23 protein-coding genes and 1 pseudogene are annotated in these 24,352 nt (G+C 62.8%); 11 read left to right on the forward strand and 13 right to left on the reverse strand.

Going from position 1 to position 24,352, the window contains the following annotated elements; genetic code table 11:
* Window positions 1–10: 10 nt before the first annotated feature.
* The 3 genes from NKJ18_RS04255 to NKJ18_RS04265 form a co-directional block, all read right to left on the reverse strand.
* On the reverse strand, window positions 11–862 hold the full coding sequence (locus NKJ18_RS04255; protein WP_352757845.1) for a sugar phosphate isomerase/epimerase family protein: 852 nt from the start codon (window positions 860–862) through the stop codon (window positions 11–13).
* 123 nt (window positions 863–985) lie between these two features.
* Complete coding sequence (locus NKJ18_RS04260) at window positions 986–2,173, reverse strand: Gfo/Idh/MocA family protein (RefSeq protein ID WP_352757846.1); 1,188 nt, start codon at window positions 2,171–2,173, stop codon at window positions 986–988.
* Between the two features lie 18 nt (window positions 2,174–2,191).
* On the reverse strand, window positions 2,192–3,247 hold the full coding sequence (locus NKJ18_RS04265) for a sugar phosphate isomerase/epimerase family protein (protein ID WP_023733624.1): 1,056 nt from the start codon (window positions 3,245–3,247) through the stop codon (window positions 2,192–2,194).
* A 399-nt stretch (window positions 3,248–3,646) separates the two neighbouring features.
* Between NKJ18_RS04265 and NKJ18_RS04270 the strand changes: the two genes are divergently transcribed.
* From NKJ18_RS04270 to NKJ18_RS04290, 5 genes are all read left to right on the forward strand, one after another.
* Window positions 3,647–4,534: a sugar phosphate isomerase/epimerase family protein gene (locus tag NKJ18_RS04270; protein ID WP_023692016.1), complete on the forward strand. Its 888-nt coding sequence runs from the start codon at window positions 3,647–3,649 to the stop codon at window positions 4,532–4,534.
* Window positions 4,535–4,543: 9 nt separating this feature from the next.
* Window positions 4,544–5,713 (forward strand): mandelate racemase/muconate lactonizing enzyme family protein, encoded by a 1,170-nt coding sequence (locus NKJ18_RS04275; protein ID WP_023683009.1) that lies wholly within the window; start codon window positions 4,544–4,546, stop codon window positions 5,711–5,713.
* 2 nt (window positions 5,714–5,715) lie between these two features.
* Entirely contained in the window at window positions 5,716–6,432 is a 717-nt protein-coding gene (locus tag NKJ18_RS04280; RefSeq protein ID WP_023686625.1) for a FadR/GntR family transcriptional regulator, read from the forward strand.
* An 85-nt stretch (window positions 6,433–6,517) separates the two neighbouring features.
* Window positions 6,518–7,498, forward strand: coding sequence for an NAD(P)-dependent oxidoreductase (locus NKJ18_RS04285; RefSeq protein WP_023686626.1), 981 nt, complete (start codon window positions 6,518–6,520; stop codon window positions 7,496–7,498).
* A gap of 39 nt (window positions 7,499–7,537) precedes the next feature.
* Window positions 7,538–7,879 carry a hypothetical protein gene (locus tag NKJ18_RS04290; protein WP_245260934.1) on the forward strand — a complete coding sequence of 114 codons (342 nt, stop codon included), beginning with the start codon at window positions 7,538–7,540 and terminating at the stop codon, window positions 7,877–7,879.
* Between the two features lie 22 nt (window positions 7,880–7,901).
* Here NKJ18_RS04290 and NKJ18_RS04295 read toward each other — a convergent pair whose 3' ends face one another.
* Window positions 7,902–9,197: an amidase gene (locus NKJ18_RS04295; protein ID WP_352500401.1), complete on the reverse strand. Its 1,296-nt coding sequence runs from the start codon at window positions 9,195–9,197 to the stop codon at window positions 7,902–7,904.
* Between the two features lie 116 nt (window positions 9,198–9,313).
* Between NKJ18_RS04295 and NKJ18_RS04300 the strand changes: the two genes are divergently transcribed.
* Together NKJ18_RS04300 and NKJ18_RS04305 are read left to right on the forward strand one after the other, a co-directional pair.
* Window positions 9,314–9,661 (forward strand): GFA family protein, encoded by a 348-nt coding sequence (locus tag NKJ18_RS04300; protein WP_023815725.1) that lies wholly within the window; start codon window positions 9,314–9,316, stop codon window positions 9,659–9,661.
* 182 nt (window positions 9,662–9,843) lie between these two features.
* A complete protein-coding gene (locus NKJ18_RS04305; RefSeq protein ID WP_352757847.1) occupies window positions 9,844–10,287 on the forward strand; it encodes a DUF4437 domain-containing protein in 444 nt (147 codons plus the stop codon).
* 27 nt (window positions 10,288–10,314) lie between these two features.
* Here the strand turns inward: NKJ18_RS04305 and NKJ18_RS04310 are convergent.
* From NKJ18_RS04310 to NKJ18_RS04345, 8 genes and pseudogenes are all read right to left on the reverse strand, one after another.
* A pseudogene (locus NKJ18_RS04310) lies at window positions 10,315–11,072 on the reverse strand (ABC transporter ATP-binding protein); the annotation flags it as partial.
* A gap of 113 nt (window positions 11,073–11,185) precedes the next feature.
* A complete protein-coding gene (locus tag NKJ18_RS04315) occupies window positions 11,186–11,626 on the reverse strand; it encodes a hypothetical protein (protein ID WP_352757848.1) in 441 nt (146 codons plus the stop codon).
* Window positions 11,623–12,711: an ABC transporter ATP-binding protein gene (locus NKJ18_RS04320; RefSeq protein WP_352757849.1), complete on the reverse strand. Its 1,089-nt coding sequence runs from the start codon at window positions 12,709–12,711 to the stop codon at window positions 11,623–11,625. Before NKJ18_RS04320 ends, NKJ18_RS04315 begins: the two co-directional genes overlap by 4 nt.
* 1 nt (window position 12,712) lies before the next feature.
* A complete protein-coding gene (locus NKJ18_RS04325) occupies window positions 12,713–13,651 on the reverse strand; it encodes a carbohydrate ABC transporter permease (protein ID WP_023728572.1) in 939 nt (312 codons plus the stop codon).
* Between the two features lie 3 nt (window positions 13,652–13,654).
* On the reverse strand, window positions 13,655–14,716 hold the full coding sequence (locus tag NKJ18_RS04330; protein WP_023835039.1) for a carbohydrate ABC transporter permease: 1,062 nt from the start codon (window positions 14,714–14,716) through the stop codon (window positions 13,655–13,657).
* A gap of 80 nt (window positions 14,717–14,796) precedes the next feature.
* Window positions 14,797–16,230, reverse strand: a complete 1,434-nt coding sequence (locus tag NKJ18_RS04335) for an ABC transporter substrate-binding protein (RefSeq protein WP_023820492.1) — start codon at window positions 16,228–16,230, stop codon at window positions 14,797–14,799.
* Between the two features lie 46 nt (window positions 16,231–16,276).
* The gene (locus NKJ18_RS04340; RefSeq protein ID WP_031195479.1) at window positions 16,277–17,389 is read right to left on the reverse strand and encodes an ABC transporter ATP-binding protein; all 1,113 of its coding nucleotides are present in this window, start codon (window positions 17,387–17,389) and stop codon (window positions 16,277–16,279) included.
* 302 nt (window positions 17,390–17,691) lie between these two features.
* Complete coding sequence (locus NKJ18_RS04345) at window positions 17,692–18,375, reverse strand: TetR/AcrR family transcriptional regulator (protein WP_023826313.1); 684 nt, start codon at window positions 18,373–18,375, stop codon at window positions 17,692–17,694.
* A gap of 111 nt (window positions 18,376–18,486) precedes the next feature.
* On the opposite strand from NKJ18_RS04345, the gene NKJ18_RS04350 reads away from it, so the two are divergent.
* The 3 genes from NKJ18_RS04350 to NKJ18_RS04360 are packed head-to-tail and all read left to right on the forward strand — an operon-like array spanning window position 18,487 to window position 20,969.
* On the forward strand, window positions 18,487–19,680 hold the full coding sequence (locus NKJ18_RS04350) for a Tm-1-like ATP-binding domain-containing protein (RefSeq protein WP_023826312.1): 1,194 nt from the start codon (window positions 18,487–18,489) through the stop codon (window positions 19,678–19,680).
* 13 nt (window positions 19,681–19,693) lie between these two features.
* Window positions 19,694–20,548: a phosphoenolpyruvate hydrolase family protein gene (locus NKJ18_RS04355; protein WP_023826311.1), complete on the forward strand. Its 855-nt coding sequence runs from the start codon at window positions 19,694–19,696 to the stop codon at window positions 20,546–20,548.
* A 4-nt stretch (window positions 20,549–20,552) separates the two neighbouring features.
* On the forward strand, window positions 20,553–20,969 hold the full coding sequence (locus tag NKJ18_RS04360; protein WP_023826310.1) for a cupin domain-containing protein: 417 nt from the start codon (window positions 20,553–20,555) through the stop codon (window positions 20,967–20,969).
* Window positions 20,970–21,139: 170 nt separating this feature from the next.
* Here NKJ18_RS04360 and NKJ18_RS04365 read toward each other — a convergent pair whose 3' ends face one another.
* Window positions 21,140–22,330 (reverse strand): M24 family metallopeptidase, encoded by a 1,191-nt coding sequence (locus tag NKJ18_RS04365; protein WP_352757850.1) that lies wholly within the window; start codon window positions 22,328–22,330, stop codon window positions 21,140–21,142.
* A gap of 364 nt (window positions 22,331–22,694) precedes the next feature.
* Here NKJ18_RS04365 and NKJ18_RS04370 point away from each other — a divergent pair, with 364 nt between their 5' ends.
* The gene (locus NKJ18_RS04370) at window positions 22,695–24,299 is read left to right on the forward strand and encodes an ABC transporter substrate-binding protein (protein WP_502906149.1); all 1,605 of its coding nucleotides are present in this window, start codon (window positions 22,695–22,697) and stop codon (window positions 24,297–24,299) included.
* The last annotated feature ends 53 nt before the right edge of the window (window positions 24,300–24,352 follow it).

Genomic DNA, 24,352 nt, shown 5'->3' on the forward strand with positions numbered 1-24,352 from the left:
GGCGGCGCGGCTAAGCCGCCCGCTTCCACCCATCCCTGATATGCCTGTATCCCTCGCGATAAACCGCTTCCGGCGTCACGGAAAAATCCCGCCACACCTTGGTCGCCGCCGCCAGATCCTTCAGCGACCTGCCAAACGCCTCGATCGTCAGCCAGTCGTCATAGCCGCTCTTGCGGATGGCCGCGAAAGTCTCTTTCCACGGAATGTTCCCGCGTCCCGGCACGCCGCGATCGTTCTCCGAAATGTGGATGTGCACGACATTCCTGCGGTGCTTCGTATAGGCGCCGATCGGGTCGGCTTCCTCGATATTGGCGTGGAAGGTGTCGTACATCGCCTTGATGTGCGGCCGGTCGATGGCATCGACGTGCTCGGACAGATCGGCCATCGTGTTCAGCAGATAGCACTCGAAACGGTTGAGCGCCTCCAACCCGATGGTAACGTTCCGCTTGCCGGCATGATCGCCAATGGCGCGCTGCGAGGCGATCGAGCGCTTCTTCTCGGCAGCGGTCGGCCCGCTGCCGGAGAAGGCGCCGAGCGTCGAATGCAGCGGCCCGCTCAGCGTACTCGCGCCGAGCGCCTGAGCGCAATCGATCGCCCATTTCATGTAGCCGATGCCGGCCTTGCGGGTCACGGCATCCGGCGAAATCAGATTCATCGCCGGGTCGCCCATCGCCGTAACAGCCGTGCGCTCCAACCCGATGCGGTCGAGCAAATCGCCAAGCTTCTTGTAGTCCTCTGGCGTGCCTGAGAAGATCGGTATCTCGACGCCGTCGAAGCCGGTCGCCTTGATGTCGCGCAGCAACGGCTCGTGTTTCTTAGACACGGAAGTCGTCCACAAAAACATGCACATGCCGATTTTCATCGACAGCCCCTCCCCATTTGACGGCGCGCTGGTTTCTTTCGCACCTCGCACCATGCGCCCTCATTCGGCCGCTTAGCGGCCACCTTCTCCCCGAAGGGAGAAGAGACTTGGCGCCGGCGCTACCTAAAGTTTCGTCCACGCCCCGTTCTTCTTCGACGACTTCACGCAGGCCTCGATGAACGCCATACCTTCGACGCCGTCCTGGATGGTCGGGAACACCACGTCCTTGCCCGGTCTGCCGCCCTTCTTGCGTGCCGCGCGGATCGCGCGCGCCGCCTCCTGGTAGATGTTGGCGAAGCCTTCGAGATAGCCTTCCGGATGGCCAGACGGAACGCGGCTGACGCGTCCCGCAACCGGCAGCGCGCCGGCGCCGTTGCGGGTGAGCAGCTGCTTGGGCTGGCCGAACGGCGTGTACCAGAGATAGTTCGGATCGGCCTGCACCCATTCCAGCCCGCCTTTAGAGCCATAGATGCGCAGCTTCAGCCCGTTCTCGTGGCCCGGCGCCACCTGGCTCGCCCAGATCATGCCCTTGGCCGGATGCACCTTGCCGACCGGCTTGAAGCGCAGCATGACGTTGACATTGTCGTCGAGCAGCCGCCCCGGCACGAAAGCGTCGAGATCGGCCGACAGCGAACCGAGCTCCAGACCCGAGACGAAGCGCGCCAGATTGTAGGCGTGCGTGCCGATGTCGCCGAGCGCGCCGCCCGCGCCCGCCTGCTTGGGGTCGGAGCGCCACGCCGCCTGCTTCTGGCCGGTGGCGGCAAGATCTTCGGTCAGCCAGTCCTGCGGGTACTCGGACTGCACGATGCGGATGTCGCCAAGCTGGCCCTTGGCCACCATCTCGCGCGCCTGCCGGATCATCGGATAGGCAGTGTAATTGTGCGTCAGCACGAACACCTTGCCGGTCTTTTCAACCACGGCCGCGAGCTTCTTGGCCTCGGCCAAAGTCGTCGCCAGCGGCTTGTCGCAGATGACGTGGATGCCGGCCTCGAGAAACGCTTTGGCCGCCGGCACGTGCACATTGTTGGGGGTGACGATCGCCACCGCTTCGATGCCGTCCGGGCGCGTGGCCTCGGCCTTGGCCATCTCGGCATAGGAGGCGTAGCTGCGCGCCGGGTCGAGACCGAGTTCGGCGGCGGAAGCCTTGGCGCGCTCGGGATTGGCCGAGAGGGCGCCGGCCACCAGCACGAAGTCATTGTCCATGCGCGCCGCGATCCGGTGCACCGCGCCGATGAAGGCGCCTTGGCCGCCGCCAACCATGCCATAGCGGATCGGGCCGCCTCCCGCTTCCGACTTCGATGCGCCGACCATGTCTTTCTCCTGCTTGTCTCAAATACCCATCATGGCGCGCAGCATCTTCTTGTCGGTGGTGCCGCCGGCGAAATCATCAAAGGCCTTTTCCGTCACCCGGATAATGTGGTGCTGGATGAAGGGCGCGCCTTCGGCCGCGCCGTCCTCCGGATGCTTGAGGCAACACTCCCACTCCAGCACCGCCCAGGAATCGTAGCCATACTGGGTAAGCTTGGAGAAGATGCCGCCGAAATCGACCTGCCCGTCGCCAAGCGAGCGGAATCGCCCCGCGCGATTGGTCCAGCTCTGATAGCCGGAATAGACGCCTTGCCGCCCCGTCGGATTGAACTCGGCATCCTTGGCATGGAAGGCCTTGATCCGCTCGTGATAGATGTCGATGAATTCGAGATAGTCGAGCTGCTGCAAAAGGAAATGCGATGGGTCGTAGTTGATGTTGCAGCGCTTGTGGCCGCCAACCGCATCGAGGAACATTTCGAAGGTGGCGCCGTCGAAGATGTCCTCGCCGGGATGGATCTCATAGCCGACGTCGACGCCGTTCTCGTCATAGACGTCGAGGATCGGCTTCCAGCGCTTGCCGAGTTCGGCAAAGGCCTCCTCGATCAGCCCGGCCGGCCGCTGTGGCCAGGGATAGAGATACGGGAAGGCCAGAGCGCCGGAAAACGTCACCGAGGTTTTCAGGCCAAGATTCTTCGAGGCCTTGGCGCCGAACTCCATCTGTTCGACCGCCCATTTCTGCCTGGCCTTGGGGTTGTTGTGCACCGCAGGCGGTGCAAAGCCGTCGAACTGGGCATCATAGGCCGGGTGCACCGCCACCAGCTGCCCTTGAAGATGCGTCGACAGTTCGGTGATCTCGACGCCGGCATCCGCGCAGATGCCTTTCACCTCGTCGCAATAGGTCTTGGAAGATGCCGCCTTCTTGAGGTCGAACAGGCGTGCATCCCAGGTCGGGATCTGCACGCCCTTGTAACCGAGACCGGCCGCCCATTTGGTGATCGAGGCCAGCGAATTGAACGGCGCGGTATCCCCCGCGAACTGCGCCAGAAACAGCCCCGGACCCTTCATTGTCGACGGCATCGGCATCCTCCCAATTCATTTTTCCAAGGACCAAGCATAGCGCCTGATGAAAGCAGGGCCAGCCTCTTTGGTCTCTTGCGATGTGCATTCTCGTATCGGCATTCTGGTATTACCAAATACCGAAAATGGGTCAAGCCATTTGACTCACGCGCAAAGCTGCCAGGGCATTCCATTTTTGGCGATATATACCAGCATAATCAATACGGTACACAGATGCCGATATCGCATGGCGGCGGTTCTTGCCGCGCGACAAAAATTGCTGTAGACCTCCATTAGGGCCCAATTGGTCGAACCAGTTGCGCAAAAACGCTGGAGCGCCTTGGGGAGGAAACACGCGACGCGCCTTGTGGGGCGCATCGCAGGCGAACTGGCACAGACGAATTCTGGGAAGGATAGACCATGCATCTTTCGACGCACAACTGGATGCGCGCGGAACCGTTGGAGGTGACGCTGAAGCGCATCAAGAAATTCGGCTACGAGTCGATCGAGATTTCCGGCGAGCCCGAGCAATACAAGACCAAGGAGACCCGCGCGCTGCTGAAAGAATACGGCATCCGCTGCTGGGGGTCAGTGACGCTGATGCTGGGCGAACGCAACCTTGCCGCCAGGGACCAGGGCCAGCGCGAACGCTCGGTGCAGTACGTCAAGGACGTGCTGACCATGGTCAGCGAACTTGATGGCGAGATCATAACGCTGGTGCCCGCGACCGTCGGCAAAGTGGTACCGGACGGCACCGAGGAAGAGGAATGGAAGTGGGTGGTCGACGCCACCCGCGAATGCTTCACCCATGCCAAGAAGGTCGGCGTCAAGATCGCGGTCGAGCCGCTCAACCGCTTCGAGACCTATCTGTTCAACCGCGGCGCGCAGGCGTTGGCCCTGGCCGATGCGGTCAGCCCCGAATGCGGCGTCTGCCTCGACGCCTATCACATCCATATGGAAGAATTTAACGTCCATGACGCGATCCGTCAGGTCGGCAAACGGCTGTTCGACTTCCACGTCGCCGACAACAACCGCTTTGCCGCCGGCCTTGGCCAGATCGATTGGCCACGGATCGTGCAGACGCTGAAGGAAGTCGGCTATGACGGCGCGCTGACGAACGAATTCGTCGCGCCCGTCGACCGCACACCCGCCGCGCCCTATCCCGACATGGTCGAGCGCAATCCGGTCGACATTTCTCCCGAACAGCTGAAGTTCATCCAGGATCACGGCTCCAGCGTGCTGACGGAGAAATTCTACACCGACCAGATGCGCATCACGGCCGAAACGCTGCTGCCGCTAATCAAGTAGCCGATCGGGATGCGCATCAAAACGGTCCAGGCGTGGTGGGTCCGCGTGCCGATTGAGGCCGCGAAGCAGCATCGCAGCGACTTTGGCCAGGTGACGACGTTCGACGCCGCCATCCTGCGCATTGAGACTGACGACGGGCTGATCGGCTGGGGCGAGGGCAAGAACGCCGCCGGCAGCGCCGGCAGCTATGGTGCGCTGGTCTACATGCTGAATCACGAGGTCGGGCCGCAGCTGATCGGCCGCGACCCCGCCGACATCGGCATGATCTGGGAGATGCTCTACAACGGCGTGCGCCATGACAGTGCCGCGCGCGCTGGCCATGCCATGCCGCAGCTGGCGCGGCGCGGCATGAGCATTGCGGCAATCAGCGCCGTCGATATCGCGCTCTGGGATATTCTGGGCAAGTCGTTGGGACAGCCGGTGTGGCGGCTCATCGGCGGCCGCAAGCTCGACCGCATGCCGGCCTACGCCTCCGGCGGCTGGGCTGCCGCCGACGCTATCGGCGAGCAGCTCAAATCCTACATCGCCAAAGGCGGCTTCAAGGCGCTGAAGATGCGCGTCGGCGCCATGGACGGCGCCCCGCACATTTCCGCCGCCCGCGTCCGCGCCGCACGGCAGGCGCTCGGTCCTGACGTCGAGTTGATGGTCGACGCGCACGGCACCTATACGGTGGCCGAGGCCAAGCGCTTCATCAGCCTGGCCAGCGATCTCGACCTCGCCTGGTTCGAGGAGCCTGTTATCGCCGACGACAAGGCTGGTATGGCCGAGGTGCGCGCCTCGGGTTCGATCCCGATCGCCACCGGCGAAAGCGAAGCGACGCGCTACGCCTTCCGCGATCTCGCGGTGCTGAAATCCGCCGATATCTTCCAGCCGGATCCGGCCTTTTGCGGCGGTATCAGCGAGGCGATGAAGATCGGCACCATCGCCAGTGCCTTCAATCTGCGCTTTGCCCCGCATCTGTGGGCCGGCGCCCCATGCTTCTTCGCCGGCCTGCATGTTTGTGCGGCCTCGCCTGCCAGTTTTACCGTCGAATATTCGCTCGGCGCCAACCCGATGATCCACGATCTTATCGAAGAGACTGTCGAAGCAAGGGACGGTATGATAGCGATCCCTGAAAAGCCGGGTCTGGGATTCACCATTTCGGAGCGGTTCCTGGAGGCGCACGCGCAACGCGGTTGACGATGAAAGAAAAGAACCTTCTCGCCGAGCTCGCCGCCTATCTCTTCGCCCATTCGGACAAGGAGACCGGCCGCACGCCTTCGGAGCGCGAACTGGCGGAGCATTTCGTCGTCAGCCGCGGCCAGATCCGCGAGGCGCTGGCCATTCTGGAGGCCATGCGCATCGTCGAGCGCCGCGCCAAATCCGGCATTTATGTCGACACCAGGCAGGCCAGTGTAGAAGCCTTGGCTCTTTTTGCCCGCGCGGGCCTGCCGCTCGATCCGGTGCAGATCTACGAGACCGTCGAACTGCGCAAGATCCACGAGATCAAGGCCGCCGAACTTGCCTGTTCGCGTGCCACCGAAGAGAATTTCGAACGCCTGCGGGAGATCCTGAAAGCCTCGGAGGAGTGCATCGCCGCCGGCGAAGGCCTCGCCAAGGAAGACCGCGAATTCCACCTCGAAATCGTGCGGGCGACCAAGAACGGCGTCTTCCACAATATCTGCAGTGTCTATTACCTGATGGGCGAGCAGCGGCTGCCGATCTACTTCAACGATCCCGAGCGCTCAGTGCGCTCGCATGCCGAGCATATCCAGATCTACGAGGCGCTGCTGCGTCGCGACGGCAATCTCGCCCAGGCGCTGATGAGCGCCCACCTGCAAGGCGCGGAAAGCTACTGGAAGGGGATCATCGAGGGCCGGGAGGCGCAAGCGCAAAGCCTGGCACTTGAGAAGGTCTAGTGCAATTCCAGGAAAGGTGTGAAACGGTTTTTCTGGGAAAAGCGCGCGGCGCTTTCCTTTGAGAATTGCGACTAGCGAGAGCCCCATGCCCAGAATCCTGTCGACGCACACGCTGCACCCGCGTGCCTCCGCCATGCTGGCGGGCGCCGGCGAACTCGTCGTCGCCTCAGCGCTCGATGCGGCAACGCTGACGGCCGAGGCGAAGCATGCCGACGTCATCATCGTTCGCGCACCGCTGCCGCCGTCGCTGTTCGAAAACGCCACGAAACTCAGAGCAGCGGTCCGCCACGGTGCCGGGCTCGACATGGTGCCGATGGAGGCCGCGGCCGCGGCCGGCGTGCTGGTCGCCAACGTGCCGGCGGTCAATGCGCGTTCGGTCGCCGAATATGTGATGTTCGCGGCCCTTGCCCTGCTTCGGCGCTTCCGTTCGGTAGACCGCGACTTGCGCGCCAAGGGCTGGAATGCCGGCCGCGACCACGCCAGCCATGCCAGCGAGCTTGCCGGCAAGACCATCGGCATCATCGGCTTCGGCGCCATCGGTCAGGCGGTGGCCCATATCGCCGCGCACGGCTTCGGCCTCGACGTCGTGGCGACGACCCGCAGCATGCAGCCGGCACCCGACAGGATCGGCTTCCTGTCGATCGATGCGCTGATCGAACAGAGCGACATCATCGTACTCTGCTGCCCGCTGACGCCGGAAACGCGCGGCCTGATCAGCCGCGAACGCATTGCCCGCATGAAGCCGGACGCGCTTTTGATCAACATTTCGCGCGGACCGGTGATCGACGACGAGGCGCTGATCGAGGCCTTGCGCCAAGACCGGATCGGCGGCGCCGCACTCGACGTCTTTGCCACGCAGCCGCTGCCGGCAAACCATCCCTATTTCGGTTTCGACAATGTTATCGTCACCCCGCATATGGCGGGGATTACCGAGCAATCGATGATGCGCATGGGCGTGGGCGCGGCCGGCGAGACCTTGCTGGTGCTGGCCAACCGGCTGCCTGTCAATCTGCGCAATCCCGACGTGGTCGAGCATTACCGCAGACGGTTCCCGGCGGACGCGTGAACCATGTCCGGTTTTCGCTTCGCATCTCTGGTTCTCGCAGTGTCGTCGATCGTGGCCTTACCTTCGCTCGCGGCGGCACAAAGCAGCGATTATGTCTATTGCAGCAATGGGATCGTCTGCATGATGGCGCCCTGCCCGTCAGGCAATGCGCTGGATCTGACCACCGGCAATGTCGTTAAAGGCGTGGAGCTCAACACTACGGAATTGCCGCCGCTGGACAGATCGGCACCTGACCTCTCCGACAAGCTTTATGCTGGAAAACTCGTCGTCCGAGGATCGATCCAGCATCGCGGCCAGCCGAACGATCCGCCGATGCTGGTCGTTACCAAAATCGAACGCTCCTCCAAGAAAAGCGAGCGCAAGCGCTGCGCGGCACGTTGACTGCCGACCTACGGCTCGCTGCCTATCGGAGCAGCCGCTCGACTTCAGCCGCGATGCGCAGCAGATGGTGGTCGTGGCCATTGCGCGCCACCAGCATCAGTCCGGCCGGCAGCGTCATGCCGGGCATCGGCAGCGAGATCGCGCAGAGGTCGAACTGGTTGGCGACCTGGGTATTGCGCAGCAGCAGACCTTCGGTGCGTTCACGCAGAGCCGTATCCTCGGCCATCGAAACGATAGTCGGCGCTGTCACCGGCGTGGTCGGCAGAGCTAGCACATCGACCGAACCCAACCGCTCGTCCATGGCTATGCACAGTGCCGCGCGACGACGCATTGCCCTGATATAAACCGGCGTCGGTATGGCCGCCGCCCGCGACAGCGGCCCGCTGACATGGGGATCGACCGGCACCGATGCGCCCGTCGCCAGCCAGTCGGCATGGATTTCAGAACCTTCCATGGCCGCGATCGAGCCGCGTTTGGTGGCCAGGCGCAGATCGGCAATGAGGTCGTCGATCGAAATGTCCGTGAGCCACGCGCCTGCCTGCTCGATCCCGGCAAGGCTGCGATCGAACGCGGCGGCAATCTCCGTTTCCGTGTCTTCGAAAAGCAGGCCGCGCGGAATGCCGACACGAAGCCCGGCAAGCGCTAACGGCAGGTGCAGTTGCGGCATCTGCTCGCCCGTCATCGCGGCGTCAGCCAGGGCACACGCAGCAACACTCAGCGCCAGCGGCCCGATCGAATCCAGCGTCGCGGAAAGGGGATAGGCACCAGTCAGCGGCACGCGCCGCGCCGTCGGCTTGAAACCGACGACGCCGTTCAGCGATGCCGGGATGCGCACCGAACCGCCGGTGTCGGAGCCGATGGAAATGTCGCTCGTCCCCTCGCCAACGGACACGGCGGCGCCCGACGACGAACCGCCTGGAATGCGGCTGGTGTCGGCGGCATTGCCCGGTGTGCCGTAGTGCATGTTGTCGCCGATAGCGGTGAAGGCGAATTCGGTCATGTTGGTCTTGCCGATGATGACGGCGCCGGCCTGGCGCAGACGGCTGACGACCGCAGCGTCGTGCCGACGGGGCGCGGTGTCCCTCAGCATCAGCGACCCGGCCGTGGTCGGCTCGCCGGCGACATCGAACAGATCCTTGATCGACACGATGGTGCCGTCGAGCGGCCCGAGCGATACGCCGGCCTTCTTGCGCGCATCGGTGGCCTCGGCCGCTGCGCGCGCCGCCTCGGCATAGAGTTTGGTGAACACCTTCTCGCCTGCCGCGCAACTGGCAAGACGTGACAGGATGATCTCGAGACGATCGCGGATTGATTGCATGTCGATGTCGGATTCCGTCAAGGTGGAGCGTCTTTAAGGCATATGGGCCGCTAGGTCAGCGGAAGGAATAGCCCGGACAGCGTGCCTTTGCACCTGCCAGCGATAGGAAGGGACTGATGCTGTACAAAGGCAGCTGCCACTGCGGCAAGGTTGCGTTCGAATTCAAGGCGCAGCTGACCGGCGCCGTGAGGTGCAATTGTTCGATCTGCTCGCGCAAGGGCGCGCTGTTGGCCGCCATCCCGCATGACAGCCTGACGGTGCTGGCGTGGGGCGACGATCTCGGCACCTACACATTCGGCAATCATGCAATGGCGCATCGCTTCTGCCGGACCTGCGGCATCCATCCCTTTGCCGAGGATGTCAGTCAGGGCAGCGAACGCAGCGCCTACGTCAACCTCAACTGCGTCGCCGATTTCGATCCCACCGGCCTGCCGGTCTTCGACTTCGACGGCCGCGCGGTCTGACCCTACGGTGGCCTCTCACCACAAAAGCAACGCCCCGAAAACCTTGATAGTTCTCGGGCCCGCTGCTTTAGCCAAGGATGGCTATCGGCTATTCGACGCGCTTAGGGCCGCGCGCGAACACAACGATCGCCGCCAGCAAGGTCGCAGCGCCACAATAGGCGAAGGCGCTGGCCACACCGGCATTGTCGACCACCAGGCCGCCGAAGACGGCGCGTTTCTGGCGCTCGCCGTCTTGCGTCTTTCCCGCTCGCGCCTTTGCCCTCGAGGACAGCTATCTCCCGGCCGACAAGATCCCCTATGTCGCCGAAGTGCCAGACCAGCCGCATCGCCTTGGCCCGTTGTGGGGTGACCGGGCCAAAGGCCCGGCGGGCACCTTGCTGAAAGTTCCCGGCAACTGGCGCGCGCCGGTTCATGCGCACACCGCCGACTATCGCGCGGTGGTCATCAAGGGACTGTGGGCGCATTGGCAAATGGACGGCGGCGAAGCGACGAAGGTCGAATTGCCGCCGGGATCCTACTTGACCCAGAAGGCCAACGAGATGCACGACGACGCCTGCCTCTCGGAGACGGAGTGCGTGATCCTGCTGATCAACGATACGCCTTACGAGACCTACTTCCAGAAATAGTCAGGCGGCGCCGTCGTTCGACCGCAACTAGCTGGCGTGCCGCAAGCTCACGTCGCTGCCCTTGTCGAACAGCACCACCTTGTCCTGATTCCAGGCAAAGCGCACCGGCTGCTCGATCTGGACATCGGTTCTGGCCGGCACCGTGGCGCGCAGCGTCGTGTCGCCGACCCGCAGAGTCAGGATCTTTTCCACGCCATGGTTCTCGACATCGTGGACGCGTGCCTCGACCGGCGCACCGCTTTCAAGATACACATCCTCAGGTCGAATACCGAAGACGAGCGGGCGACCGTCGGTCGCACCGCCCGCCTTGGCACCCCAGAGAAAGGCAGTTCGAAATTCAGCGGCGCCATCACCGCGCGGCCGTTGACCAGCTTGCCATCGATCAGGTTCATCGGCGGCGAGCCGACGAAGCTGGCCACATAAGTATCGCGCGGATTGTTGTAGATCTCGTGCGGCGTTCCGGTCTGGATGATGCGGCCATGGTTGAGCACGCCCACCTTGTCGCCCATCGACATCGCCTCGATCTGGTCGTGGGTGACGAACAGGAAGGTGGCGCCAAGCTGGATCTGCAGGTTCTTCAGTTCCGTGCGTAGCGCCTCGCGCAGTTTGGCGTCGAGCGCCGACAGCGGTTCGTCCATCAGGAACACGCGCGGCTTGCGCACGATGGCGCGCCCGATAGAGACGCGCTGCATTTCGCCGCCGGACAGACGATCGGTCTTGCGGTCGAGCAGATGTTCGATCCTGAGTGTTTTGGCGGCGCGGTCGACACGATCCTTGATCTCGGCGTCGGGTCCTCCGGTCAAGCCGGAGGATGACGGCGTGAGAGTTGAGAGGGCGACGCACACCGACCGTCGCGGACGGGCGCGAGCGCGACCTGCCGGATAGCGTCAGCTGCTGATCATCGCGCTGTCTTGTTGAGAGCGGTGACGATCAGCGCGAGAATCACCGCCGCGGCGGCGATTTCCCACACGAAAGCCTGCTTGTAGAAAGGCGGCGTGGCGAGCTGCGCCTTGCCGGCGAGAGTGTTGGGGTCCGGTGGATTGAGGAAGAAGACGCCGTAGAGATGCGCCGCCGTGATCGATACCAGCAGCGCAATGCAGAAGACCAGCGCCACGACCAGCGCTACGGTCACCACACTGCGCACCTTGACGCCCGGCTGGGCCAACGGCAGCAGGTTGTTGATGAGCCCGGCAAGCACCACGAGACCGCTGCCGACCGCGTACAGGCCGATGGAAAAGGGTTGAAAGATCAGCACCAGCGCCAAGACGCCGAGGCCAATGATGAAGAGCTCGAGGCGGAACGCGCCGCCGCGGCTCATGCCGGAAGAACTGTCGCTCATGACCGCACCGCCTTTCCGGCGCCATCGAAGACATGGGTTTGCCTGGGATCGGGGCGTAGATTCAGCGCCTCGCCGACCTTGACCCACTGGCTTCTCGTCACCACGACGCGGATGTCGGCGCCTGCCGCCGTGCGGGCATGAATAAGGGTTTCGGCGCCCATGGGCTCGATGAGCTCGGCTCTGGCGGAGATGGTGTCACGGTCCCCCGTATCGGTCACGGTGAAAGCACGGGGGCGGACACCGATCGTCACCTTGCCGGGCTGCAGGCGCGCGACCGCCGCGTCCGTGCGGATCGCCAGACTAATGCCGGCCACGGTCATATCCGCCGTGCCATCGGCGAAGGCCTTGAGGTCGGCCTCGAGAAGATTCATCTGCGGCGTGCCGATGAAGCTCGCCACGAAAGCATTGGCGGGCTTGGCAAATACCTCGTGCGGTGAGCCGACTTGCTCGATCAGGCCGTCCTTCATGATGGCGATGCGGTTGGCCATGGTGAGCGCTTCGAGCTGGTCATGGGTCACGATCACGGTCGCTTTGGAGAGGCCCTGCAGCACTTCCTTGATCTGGCCACGCATGGTTTGGCGCAGTTCGACATCGAGACGCGACAAGGGCTCGTCGAAGAGGAAGCAATTGGGGTCGCGGACGATGGCGCGGGCCATGGCGGCGCGCTGCTTTTCGCCCTCGGATATCTGGTTCGGCAGCCGGTCGAGAACGTGCTCCAAGTGAAGGATCGCCGCGACGTGGTTGACGCGGGCAGTCCGCTCAGCCCCGGAAATGCCGTCATGATAGAGCGGGAAGGCGATGTTCTCGGCGATCGATGCCGACGGGTAGAGCGCGTAGAACTGGAACACCATGGCGATGTCGCGCTTTTCGGGCGGCAGTTTGTTCATCACCTTGCCGGCGACGACGACCTCGCCGTCAGTGACGCTTTCCAGCCCGGCGATGACGCGTAAGGTCGTCGTCTTGCCACAGCCGGACGGGCCGAGAAGGCAGACGACCTCACCGGCGGCCACCGACAGGTCAACGTCCTTGACCGCGGTGAAGGAGCCGAAGCGCTTGGTGACTTTGCGGAGTTCGATGGTTGACATCTCAGCGCTTCACCGTGCCGAAGGTAACACCGCGCAACAGATGGTTTTGCAAGAAGAAGGTGACCAGGAAGACTGGGACGAGGAACAGGGTTTCGATGGCGGCAAGCAAAGTCCAGTCGGTGCCGCGTCCACCCGACGACACGGCCTGGTTCATGGCGACCGGGACCGTCCTCGTGTCGGGCCCCGAGAGCAAGAGGGCGAAGAGGAACTCGTTCCAGGTGAGGATCAGGCCGAACACGAACGTGGCGGCGAGCCCGGCAATGACCTGGGGCAGGCAAATCTTGAAGAACACCCGCATTCCGGACGATCCGTCGAGGCGGGCGGCATCCTCGACGTCTGGCGACAATTCATCGAAGAAGCTCTTCATCATCCAGATGGTGAAGGCCAGGTTGAAGGCGGTGTAGAGCATGATGATGCCGAGATACGAGCCCGACAGGCCCACTACGCGGAACATCAGGATCACCGGAATGATCACCACAATCGCCGGCAGCATGCGCGTGGTCAGGATGATGAACAGGTAGGTGTCATTGCCTTTCAGCGGATAGCGCGAGAAGCCGAAGGCCGCCAGGGTGCCGATGACCAGCGCCAGCAGCACCGAAGCCGAGGCGATGAAGATCGAGTTGAAGAAATAACGGTCGAATCCTGTCGCTTCCGGGGCACCGCCCGACGTCATCGAGCGAGAAAAGACGGACCCAAAATTTTCGAGCGTGGGCTTGAACACAAAATGATCCGGAATCAAGCCGAACAGCGACGTGGGCGACAGCGTCGGAGGCACCAGAAGCGCGTCGCCCTGCGGTTTGAAGGCGGTGAATATGATGAACAGCACCGGCAGAAAATAGATAAAGGCGACGACGGCCACGGCGAGCGTCCGCCCCCAGCCGGCCTCGTCTACTCCGCTGGCCCTGCGGAAGCCGAGCTTTCCCAATATCGATTCGGTCACGGGTTAGGCTCCCTGCGTACGGCGGTTTGCGAGGTACAGGTAGAGGTTGGTGAGAACGATCACCATGAACAGCATCAGATAGGAGATCGACGCGCCCTCACTCGTCTTGTTCTGCTCGTTGGCGATGCGGATCAAGTGATAGGAGATCGTCAGCGTGTCGTTGCCGCCCTTGGTGAGGAGGATGACGAGATCCGCCAGCTTGAATGCCTCGATGGTGCGGAAGAGAAGGGCCAACATCAGAAGGCCGCGGATGTAGGGGAAGGTGATCATCCAGAATTGCCGCCAGCTGGAAATACGGTCGATGGCAGCGGCCTCGTAAAGGTATTTCGGCACCGAGACGAGGCCCGCCAGCACAAGGAGCATGACGAAGGGCGACCACATCCATGCGTCGGCGAAAACGATTCCCGCCACGGCACCGACTTTGTTGCTCATCAGGATGAACTGGTTGCCGGAGATGGAATTGATGACGTAGCTGAGAATCCCGAATGTCGGGTCATAGTAGTAGGTGAAGAACACGCCAGAGGCGACAACCGAAAGCATCATCGGTGTCAGCACCAGGATCAACAAATACTTGCGCAGCGGAAATTGCTTGGCGAACAGGATGGCCAGCAGAAAGCCGACGATCATCTGCGCGGAGACGGTGAACACGACGAACATGGCGGTATTGATCAGCGCGCCCCAAGTCGCGTGAGCAGCGAGATCGTTGGTAAGGATCCGGATGTAGTTCCCGAGTCCGACGAAGCGGATCGTCTGCTGGTTTGCCTGGTAGGCGAAGAACGAAAGGCCCAGCGACCACAGCAGGGGGAAGATATTCATCACAAACAGAACGGCGATTGCCGGAGCGACCAGCAAGGCGCCGAAGTAGTGGCGGCGATACGCGTTGACGGTAAATGCGGCCGCGACCAACGCCACCGCGGCGCCCACCACCCAGAAGGAGACAGCCGCAGGCAAGCCCGCCATTGATATGGCCGACACGACGACAGCGACAGCGATGGCGAGTTTCCAGTTGTGGGCAACAACCGCGGTAAGGCGTGGTGTCAGCAGCGTGCTTGAAACAGCGGTCATGGGAGTCCGAAATATGGAGCGCCTGAAGTGGCAATGACGGGGAGCGGCTTTTGCCCGCTCCCCGCAGCTTTGTCGGAAGGTTACTGGATAAGACCATCGTTCTTCAGGAGGTCCTCCTGGAACTTGGCGATGTTATCCAAGGTGGTCTTGGCGTCCTGCTTGCCAGTGATGGCTAGGTCGTACTGGTCCTGCTGCTGGGTGAGCAGTTCGAAGAACTGCGGCACGTGCCACATGTCCTTCTGCCAGTCGAGCGAGTTCGCCCAGGCGCGGTCCCACGGACGATAGGTCACATACTTCGGATCGCTGTAGACCGACTTGATCGCGGACTGGCCGCCGCCGGCGGCGAACTGGTGCTGGATATCAGGCGAGAGCCACCACTTCACGAAGCCAACCGCTTCCTTGATTTGCTCAGGCGTCGTCCAGGTGGTGAGAACGAAAGGCTGTCCGCCGATCTGTGACGTACGATTCACCTTGCCGTCGGCACCGCGCAGGCCTGGCGCCAATCCGAACACCAGCTTGTCGGCAACCTTCGACGTCTTGGGATCGAGCGAGGCTTCGGCGAGACCGATCCAGTCGATGTTCATGGCCACCTTGCCTTCACGGAACAACTGGTCCGAGACGAAGATGTCCATGGTGCCGGTCTTGACCACCGGCGGCATGAACTTCAGCAATTTGAGGAAATGCTCCATGCCCTCGATGGACTTCGGGGAGTTTACGACGCCTTCGGCATGTCCGGTCGGGGCCTTGGTTTCATCCCAGATGCCGCCGCCATGCTCCCAGACGAACGTGTGGACCGAGCTCGTCGAGAAGTCGTAGCCTTTGCCTGCCTGATAGGCGATGCCATAGAAATCGTCATCCAGCACCTGGCCGGCGAGCTTGTCGCCCTTCTTGCGCTGGAAGAATTCGCCAACATGCTCGAACGTGTTCCAGTCCATGGCGTCGATTTCTTCGCCGGTGCAGGGCAGCTTCTCATTGTACTTCGCCTTGTAGGCGGCCTGCTCGTCGTTGTTGCAGAGCACGTCCTTGCGGCCGTAGGTGACCAGCACGTCCGGGAACTGCGGGAAGCCGTAGTAGTTCGGCGTGCTGTTGGGATAGGTCGAGTAGGCGTTGAGCACGGCGGGATGCATCGACTCCATCGTCGCCTTGAGTTCCGGGTCGGCATCGATGAGATCGTTGATCTTGCGGAAGTAGCCGCCTTCGACGAAGGCGCCCAGCCACTGCGAGTCCGACACGATGAAGTTGTACTTCTTTTCGCCCGAGGTCAACGAGGCGTTGACGCGGGTGTAGAAATCCGGCCACGGAATGAAGTCCACATCGAGCTTCACAGTATTGCCAGACTTGGGCTTGTACTGCTCGTCGAAGAACTTCTTCATAATGCGGGTCGGGGGCCAATCCGGCACCGCCATCGTCAACGTCACTTCTTCGGCAGAGGCATAGGTCACGCCTCCCACCAGTAGCGTGGCAGCGAAGCTTGCGGCTGTCGCTAGCCCTTTCACTTTGGTCATCGCCGTCATTCGCGTTTCCTCCCTTGGTTAACCGGATTGCTTCTCGCCGTTCGCGTCAGGTCATTGCCTGGCCGCTCGCGGCGCGGAAGACGTGGATTTTCCTGTTATCGATGGCGATCGATGCCGAATCGCCGGTCCTGATGCTGGCGGCGATCGCTTCCGGCAGCACCATGCGCAACATCTCGCCGCCGGCCTCGACCGAGACGATCGTTATGTCGCCGAGCGGTTCGACCAGATGCACCTTCGAGGCAACCCCGGCTTCGCCCTTGGCGGCGAGCCGAATGTCGCTCGGGCGAATGCCGATCAGCGCGGCCTCGTTGGCATCGGCAGTCTTTGGCGCCGTCGCCGGAACCAGAGTCCCGAGCGGCGTGTCGAAAGATCTGGTGTCGGCGCGCACCGAGGCCGTGAACAGATTCATGTGCGGCGAGCCGATCTTGCTGGCGACATAGGTATTGATCGGCTGCTCGTAAAGCTCGTCTGGCGTGCCGATCTGGACGATACCCCCATCGCGCATGACGGCGATCGTCTCGCCCATCGAGAGAGCCTCGAGCTCGTCCGGCGTGGCATAGATCACGGTCATGCCGAACTGGCGGTGCAGCCGCTTCAGCTCGGCGCGCGTCTCGTGCCGAAGCTTGGCGTCGAGATTGGTGAGCGGCTCATCGAGCAGAAGAATCTTTGGCCGGCGGATCAGGGAGCGGCCGAGCGCGACGCGCTGCTGCTCTCCGCCGGACAGGGTTGCCGGCTTGGCCTTCAGGCGGTGTGTCAGCTTCAGGATCTCGGCGGTCTCTTTCACCCGCTTGTCGATCTCGGCGCGCGCGGCTTTCTCCTCGCGCAGCGGATAGGCGAGATTGTCATAGACCGTGAGGTGGGGGTAAAGCGCGAAAGACTGGAAGACCATCGAGATGCCTCGGCCGGCGATCGGCGCATGGGTCATGTCGCGGCCGCCGATCTCAAGCGTGCCGGAGTCGGCCTGGACGAGGCCGGCGATAGTGCGCAGCGTCGTCGTCTTGCCAACGGAGCTCGGCCCGAAGAGTACGAAGAAGCGGCCTTCGTCGACGGCGAAGCTCAGGTCGGTGATGGCGCGCACGGATCCATAGGCCTTGCTGAGCCCATCGAGGCGCAGCGCAATCCCCTTGCCGGCACTGGCGCGAGGCGACGTCTGCGTCACGATGCGCCACCTCGTGCGGACGGAACACGCGCCATCCGTATGATTCTCCTCGCCCTGCCGAAATGGACTGCGGCTGTCATTCTCGATCCGCCTTTTCTTTCCTAATCTGGTATTACCAATTTTAGATAGCCGTCAAGCTCTTTCTTGGACCACCACCGGACCTTGTATAACCGGATTCTTCGTGTATCCGACTGTTTTCCCTGAATTTTCCCACTCGTTGATATAGGAGAGCCTTGTTTCGGCACCGCCATCCCGGTTAACATCAATAGTGGGCATCCAAATCTGGTCGAACCAGATTGGCGCTATTTCGCCAATGCCGCTGTCGGGGCCGCATCGATTTCAGCCGTTGATTGCGCCACTGCGGCGCGCACAAGGGCGCCCGCCGCCCATTGCGCGACCGACCGCATGCCGCGGCTATCGAGCTCCCATATATCCTTCAGCACGATCAGCACTTCGACGCCGAACATCATCGACAGCGCCTGTGCCAGTCGCTTGAACTCGCGCGGCGGCAGCCGGCCCTTGAGCGGTGCGATGGCGTCCTTCAGCAGCTGGACGCGATGTCCGCGCGTGAATTGCGGTTCGCCGTCCAACGTGCCCGCCTGCCGCTGCGCCCATTGGTCGAGCGACAGTTTCAGCGCCGCCTTGAAAGTTGCCTCGAAAGCCTCGATGCGCGGCATGGCGGTGTCGAACAGTTCGGCGACGCGGCGCCCGGCATCGGTGGACGTCGATTGCCAGGTCAGGATCGGCCCAAGCCCCTCGTCGACCACCGCCTGCACCAGGGCTGCCTGGCTTGGGAAATAGCGATAGGCGGTGGCGCGCGACACTTGCGCCGCCTCCGCGACTTCGCTGACAGACGGGGTGACGCCCGCCTGCATCAGCCGCGTCGCCGTCTCCAGCATCAGCCGTTTTGTGCGGGCCCGCGGGCCGCGTTCGGCAGCCTCGTTGGCGTCGTCGTTCCCAGCGGCTTGTTGACGTGAGACTTCCATGTCAATACGATACGCGCGTCTCAAAAAATTGCAATGACCTTTGCCTACCGAAAGGCCGGCAAAGGGCGACAGGCGGCCCGGCGCCGGTCGGCCGGTGACGGGAGAAACGCGATGAAGCGCATCTACGTGGTGGGCACAGCCGACACCAAGGGCGAGGAACTTGCCTTCCTGGCCGATGCTATTGCCGCCACCGGCAGTTCGGTTGCCCGCGTCGACATCGGAACGCGCGGTGCCACGGTGCCGGTCGATATCCCGGCCAGCGAGGTCGCGGCGCATCATCCGGGTGGAGCCAGTGGCGTGCTCGGCATCGATGATCGCGGCACGGCAGTGGCCGGCATGGGCGCCGCCTTCACCAGTTTCATTCAGTCGCGCGACGACATATCAGGCGTGATCGGCATTGGCGGCGGCGGCGGCACGTCGATCATCACTGCCGGCATGCGCGCGCTGCCGCTTGGGCTGCCCAAGATCATGGTCTCGACGCTCGCCTCCGGCGACACCGCGCCCTATGTCGACGTCTCCGACATCATCATGATGCCATCGGTCACCGATATGGCGGGACTGAACCGGCTGTCACGCGTCGTGCTGCACAATGCGGCGCAGGCAATCGCCGGCATGGCCGCCAGGCCGGCGCCGACTGCCACCGGCAAGCCGGCACTCGGGCTCACCATGTTCGGCGTCACCACGCCTTGCGTGACCGCCATCGCCGACCAGCTGCGCGCCAACTACGACTGCATGGTCTTCCACGCCACCGGAACCGGCGGCCGCTCGATGGAGAAGCTCGCGGACTCGGGCCTGCTCGCCGGCGTCATCGACATCACCACGACGGAAGTCTGCGACCTGTTGTTCGGCGGCGTGCTGCCGGCGACGGAAGACCGCTTCGGCGCTATCGCCCGCACCAAGCTGCCCTATGTCGGCTCGGTCGGCGCGCTGGACATGGTCAATTTCTGGGCGCCGCCGACCATTCCCGAGAAGTTTAGGGGCCGGCTGTTTTACGAGCACAATCCCAACGTCACGCTTATGCGCACCACGGCGAATGAATGCCGCGGCATAGGCGAGTGGATCGGCACCAGGCTCGCTCGCTGCGACGGCCCTGTGCATTTCCTGATCCCCGAAAAAGGCGTCTCGGCACTCGACATCGAGGGCGGCGCCTTCTTCGACCTCGAAGCCGACGCCGTGCTGTTCGATGCCATCGAGCGCACCATCAGGCCGAGCGCCACGCGCCGCGTCACACGCCTGCCGTTGCACATCAACGATCCGGAATTTGCCAAAGCCGCAACCGCGGCCTTCCTCGACATCGCCAGATAGTGAGAGTCAACAAATGCCCGCAATACCGCGCAAAGACATATTGAAGAAGTTCAAGGCGATGATCACCGACGGCGTGCCCATCGTCGGCGGCGGCGCCGGCACCGGCTTGTCGGCGAAGGCCGAGGAAGCCGGCGGCATCGACCTCATCATCATCTACAATTCCGGCCGCTACCGCATGGCCGGGCGCGGCTCGGCTGCCGGCCTGCTCGCCTATGGCAACGCCAACGAGATCGTCAAGGAAATGGCCTACGAGGTGCTGCCGGTGGTCAAAAAGACGCCGGTGCTGGCCGGTGTCAACGGCACCGATCCCTTCGTCATCATGCCGCTGCTGCTTGCCGAGCTGAAGACGATGGGCTTTTCCGGCGTGCAGAATTTCCCGACCATCGGCCTGTTCGATGGCAGCATGCGCCAGAGTTTTGAGGAAACCGGCATGGGCTTCGGGCTGGAGGTCGACATGATCGCCGAGGCGCACAAGCTCGATCTTCTGACCACGCCCTATGTCTTCAACCCCGACGAGGCGCGCGCCATGACAAAAGCCGGCGCCGACATCGTCGTTGCCCATATGGGGGTGACGACCGGCGGCTCGATCGGAGCCACGTCGGCCAAGTCGCTCGACGACTGCGTGGTCGAGATCGACGCCATCGCCAACGCGGCGCGCTCGGTGCGCAAGGATGTCATCCTGCTTTGCCATGGCGGGCCGATCTCGATGCCGGATGATGCCCGCTACATCCTCGACAGCTGCAAGGGCCTGCACGGCTTTTATGGCGCGAGTTCGATGGAACGGCTGCCGGCTGAAGCCGCGATCGCCAGGCAGACGGCGGATTTCAAGGCCGTCACGCCGCACGACCAGAAGAAAAAGAAGGGATGAGATCATGACCGACAAGAGCAAGGTGTTCGTATACCCGAAGGACGTGAGCGCCTTCGGCTTTGACTGGGGCAAGCTGTCGCTGACGGTGGCGCCTGAAGTGAATGGCGCTGAGCGCTTTTCCGGCGGTGTCGTCGACCTGCCCTCAGGCAAGGGCCATACGCGCCACAACCATCCCGGCGCGGAAGAGATCATCTTCGTCATCTCAGGCAATGGCGAGCAGATGGTCGAGGACGAGGAGGGCAATCCGGTCGTCGCCAACGTCGGCCCCGGCTGCACCATCTATGTGCCGGAAAGCCGTTTCCATTCGACGCTGAATACCGGCGATGGGCCGATGCAGCTCTTCGTCGTCTATTCGCCGGCCGGACCGGAACTGGTGCTGCGGGAGCTGCCGGATTTCAGGCTGATCCCGGCGGGGAAGTAATCGCGAAAGGCCCCCTTCATCCGGCCGCTTCGCGGCCACCTTCTCCCCGAGGGGAGAAGAGGCAGAAGCCAGCGCCGGCGCAAACTCCTCTCCCCTCGGAGAGAGGTCGGATAGCCCCGAATTGCCCTTCGCAATTCGGATGGCAATCCGGGTGAGGGGGTAGCGCCGAGCTAGGCTATCCCACCTCTATTCCACCCCCGTGCCCGATCCCCAAACATCACATACCCCGCATCCGTCACCGCCAGCGTATCCTCCAGCTTGATGAACCCCCGCGTCGGGTGAAGCATGGTCGTCTCCACCGACAGCACCATGTTTGTCTCCAGCGGCTTGGCGGCATAGGTGCCTTCATAGGTCACCGGATGGTTGGTCATCAGGAACGGAGCCTCATGCGTGATCAGCCCCATGCCATGGGCGAAGAAATCCGTATAGGGCGCGACCTTGGAGGCCTTCAGCACGCCCTCGGCATGCGAAATCATATCGCCGCCGACGGTGCCTGCGCTCACCTTCGAGAACGCCGCCTGCTGCACTGTCTCGACCTCGGCCAACAGATCTTCCAGTTCGGCATCCGGTTCGCCCAGAATGCCCATGCGGCAGAGGTCGCCAATATAGCCGTGATAATTGCCGCCGGAATCGATCGACAGCACCTCGCCCTTTTTCCACGCCTGCGGTGACGCCGCACGGTTGTGGCTGGCGCCCAACGTCAGCAGGCAATATTCGAAATGCGCGCCGCGATTGGTCTCCTCGCGCCGCAGATGCTCGATGATCTCGGCCTTGGTCTTGCCTTCGTGCGCCCACTGGATGGTCGCCAACATGGAATCGGTGATCAGCTCGGAGGCGATGCGCAGCTTTTCCAGCTCGGCGTCCGTCTTGATGGCGCGCATGCGCTCCAGCATATCGGTCGCGTCGATCAGCTTCGCGTCCGGCAGCGCCTTGCGGATCAGCGCATAAGCATCGGACGGCAGGAAGGCCGGCTCGATGCCGATGCGGGCGCCTACCTTGCCGATTTTCGTCACGTGCTCGACCGCAAGATTGGCAGCATCGAGCGTGCCCCAGCAGGCGGCATGCAGCGTCGGCGTCCAGAACGGGTTGTTCTGGTGCTCGGCGCCTTCCATGCGGTTGCCGATATAGGCGGCATGATCGGGCCCACCCTTTTCATAGACGACGACAGGCAGGTAACGGCTATGGCCGATCGCATCCATGGCGGCAAAGAAGATGAACTTGTAGCCGCCGAGCAGATACTGCGTGTTGTGCTTGGACGTCGCGAGCAGAACATCGATGCCGGCCTCTTCCATCAGCCGGTCGACCCTCGCCTGGTCGAACGGGATATTGCTGACGGCGCTCTTGCCCGGGGCAATGTTCATTGTTCTCTCCCTGATTTCCGTGGGATCGCCGATCGTGCAGCGGCCGATCCCTTGGCTTTCGATCAAATCTGCACCATTTCGTTAACTCTGGTCCAGCCAGAAACAGGTTAGATTGCTTCGGCAGGCTGTCACCACTCGTCATTGCTGCACACTAAGGCAATCTGGTCCTACCAGAATACCAGAATGAAAGGGCCACCTCTAAAACTGGTCCAGCGGACGAAAATTTCAAAGCCAAGCAAGGATGCGCCAATTCCGTCTCTGGCGAAACCCTTGGCAAGGGTCATAATCGCCGCGAGGATGCTGGCGGGTGAGGCCAGCTTCGAGGGGTGCGCCCATCTGGTCGCGGAGAGGACGGAGGTTGATCATGTCGGATATTTCCAGACGCACGCTGCTTGGCGGCTCAGCTTTGCTGCTGGCCTCCACCGCCATGCCCACATTCAGCTGGGCGCAGACGCCGAAGAAGGGCGGCCGCCTCGTGCTTGCCGCCGATTCCGAGCCGCGCAACCTCAATCCGGCCATCGTCGCCTCCAACGGCGTCTTCTTCATCTCCAGCAAGATCGTCGAAACGCTGGCCGAAGCCTCGTTCGAAGGCAAGGACGGACTGGAACCCCGTCTTGCGCTCTCCTGGGAAGGTGCTGCCGATGGGCTGTCGGTGACCTTCAAACTGCGCGACGGCGTCAAATGGCATGACGGCGAGCCGTTCACCTCGGCCGACGTCGCCTTCTCCGCGCTGCAGATCTGGAAGCCGCTGCAGAATCTCGGCCGCACCGTGTTCAAGGATCTGGCCAGCGTCGACACCCCTGACGATCTGACCGCCGTCTTCAAATTCGCCAAGCCAACGCCGTTCCAGCTGATCCGCAACGCGCTGCCGGCGCTGTCAAGCGTGGTGCCGAAGCACATCTACGAGGTCGGCAAGATCGAGGACAACCCGGCCAACAATGCACCCATCGGCACCGGGCCGTTCAAGTTCGGCGAATACAAGGCCGGCCAGTATTACAAGCTGACCAGGAATGCGGATTACTGGGCCAAGGACGAGCCGTATCTCGACGAGATCATCTACCAGGTGCTACCCGACCGCACGTCGGCTGCAGCGGCGCTCGAGGCCGAAGAGATCCAGCTCGCCGCCTTCTCCGCCGTGCCCTTGGCCGACCTCGACCGCATCTCCAAGGTGCCGGGCCTGAAGGTGATCTCCAAGGGCTATGAGGGGCTGACCTATCAGCTCGTCGTCGAGATCAACCATCGCCGCAAGGAACTGGCCGACGTGAAGGTCCGCCAGGCGATCGCGCATGCCATCGACAAGGACTTCGTCGTCAAGACGGTGTTCCTCGGCTATGCCGCCACCGCCACCGGCCCGGTGCCGAAGAACGATCCGCAATTCTACACTGCCGACGTGCCGATCTATCCATTCGACGTCGCCAAGGCCAACGCCTTGCTCGACGACGCGGGGTACAAGCGCGCCGATGACGGCAAGCGTTTTGCGCTGAAACTCCTGCCGGCACCCTATTTCAACGAGACGAAGCAGTTCGGCGACTATCTGCGCCAGGCGCTGGCGGCAATCGGCATCGACGCCGTGATCGTCAACAACGACTCGGCCGCGCACATCAAGGCCGTCTACACCGACCACACCTTCGACCTCGCCGTCGGCCCGCCGGTGTTCCGCGGCGACCCGGCGATCTCGACCACCATCCTGGTGCAGAGCGGCATTCCCGACGGCGTGCCGTTCTCCAACCAGGGCGACTACAAGAACGCCGCGCTCGACGCGCTGATCGCCAAGGCTTCGGAGACGCTGGATACGTCAGCGCGCACCGACCTCTACAAGGAATTCCAGAAACAGGTCGCGGCGGACCTGCCGCTGATCAACGTCGCCGAATGGAGCTTCATCAGCGTCGCGCGCGATACCGTGGGCAACATCGCCAACAATCCGCGCTGGGCGGTTTCGAACTGGGCGGACACGTATCTGGAATCGTGACACATTTGCGCGGATGAACGTTCGCAAAGAAATTGGTGTCAAGGCATGGCGTA

This window comes from Mesorhizobium sp. M0217, assembly GCF_040321955.1.
In the GTDB taxonomy this organism is placed as follows: Bacteria; Pseudomonadota; Alphaproteobacteria; order Rhizobiales; family Rhizobiaceae; genus Mesorhizobium.

Bases quoted from the DNA above. Each gene is read 5' to 3' on its own strand.
- NKJ18_RS04255 (WP_352757845.1), bottom strand. From the start codon at position 862: ATGAAAATCGGCATGTGCATGTTTTTGTGGACGACTTCCGTGTCTAAG.
- NKJ18_RS04260 (WP_352757846.1), bottom strand. From the start codon at position 2,173: ATGGTCGGCGCATCGAAGTCGGAAGCGGGAGGCGGCCCGATCCGCTAT.
- NKJ18_RS04265 (WP_023733624.1), bottom strand. From the start codon at position 3,247: ATGCCGTCGACAATGAAGGGTCCGGGGCTGTTTCTGGCGCAGTTCGCG.
- NKJ18_RS04270 (WP_023692016.1), top strand. From the start codon at position 3,647: ATGCATCTTTCGACGCACAACTGGATGCGCGCGGAACCGTTGGAGGTG.
- NKJ18_RS04275 (WP_023683009.1), top strand. From the start codon at position 4,544: ATGCGCATCAAAACGGTCCAGGCGTGGTGGGTCCGCGTGCCGATTGAG.
- NKJ18_RS04280 (WP_023686625.1), top strand. From the start codon at position 5,716: ATGAAAGAAAAGAACCTTCTCGCCGAGCTCGCCGCCTATCTCTTCGCC.
- NKJ18_RS04285 (WP_023686626.1), top strand. From the start codon at position 6,518: ATGCCCAGAATCCTGTCGACGCACACGCTGCACCCGCGTGCCTCCGCC.
- NKJ18_RS04295 (WP_352500401.1), bottom strand. From the start codon at position 9,197: ATGCAATCAATCCGCGATCGTCTCGAGATCATCCTGTCACGTCTTGCC.
- NKJ18_RS04300 (WP_023815725.1), top strand. From the start codon at position 9,314: ATGCTGTACAAAGGCAGCTGCCACTGCGGCAAGGTTGCGTTCGAATTC.
- NKJ18_RS04315 (WP_352757848.1), bottom strand. From the start codon at position 11,626: ATGAGCGACAGTTCTTCCGGCATGAGCCGCGGCGGCGCGTTCCGCCTC.
- NKJ18_RS04320 (WP_352757849.1), bottom strand. From the start codon at position 12,711: ATGTCAACCATCGAACTCCGCAAAGTCACCAAGCGCTTCGGCTCCTTC.
- NKJ18_RS04330 (WP_023835039.1), bottom strand. From the start codon at position 14,716: ATGACCGCTGTTTCAAGCACGCTGCTGACACCACGCCTTACCGCGGTT.
- NKJ18_RS04335 (WP_023820492.1), bottom strand. From the start codon at position 16,230: ATGACGGCGATGACCAAAGTGAAAGGGCTAGCGACAGCCGCAAGCTTC.
- NKJ18_RS04345 (WP_023826313.1), bottom strand. From the start codon at position 18,375: ATGGAAGTCTCACGTCAACAAGCCGCTGGGAACGACGACGCCAACGAG.
- NKJ18_RS04350 (WP_023826312.1), top strand. From the start codon at position 18,487: ATGAAGCGCATCTACGTGGTGGGCACAGCCGACACCAAGGGCGAGGAA.
- NKJ18_RS04355 (WP_023826311.1), top strand. From the start codon at position 19,694: ATGCCCGCAATACCGCGCAAAGACATATTGAAGAAGTTCAAGGCGATG.
- NKJ18_RS04360 (WP_023826310.1), top strand. From the start codon at position 20,553: ATGACCGACAAGAGCAAGGTGTTCGTATACCCGAAGGACGTGAGCGCC.
- NKJ18_RS04365 (WP_352757850.1), bottom strand. From the start codon at position 22,330: ATGAACATTGCCCCGGGCAAGAGCGCCGTCAGCAATATCCCGTTCGAC.
- NKJ18_RS04370 (WP_502906149.1), top strand. From the start codon at position 22,695: ATGTCGGATATTTCCAGACGCACGCTGCTTGGCGGCTCAGCTTTGCTG.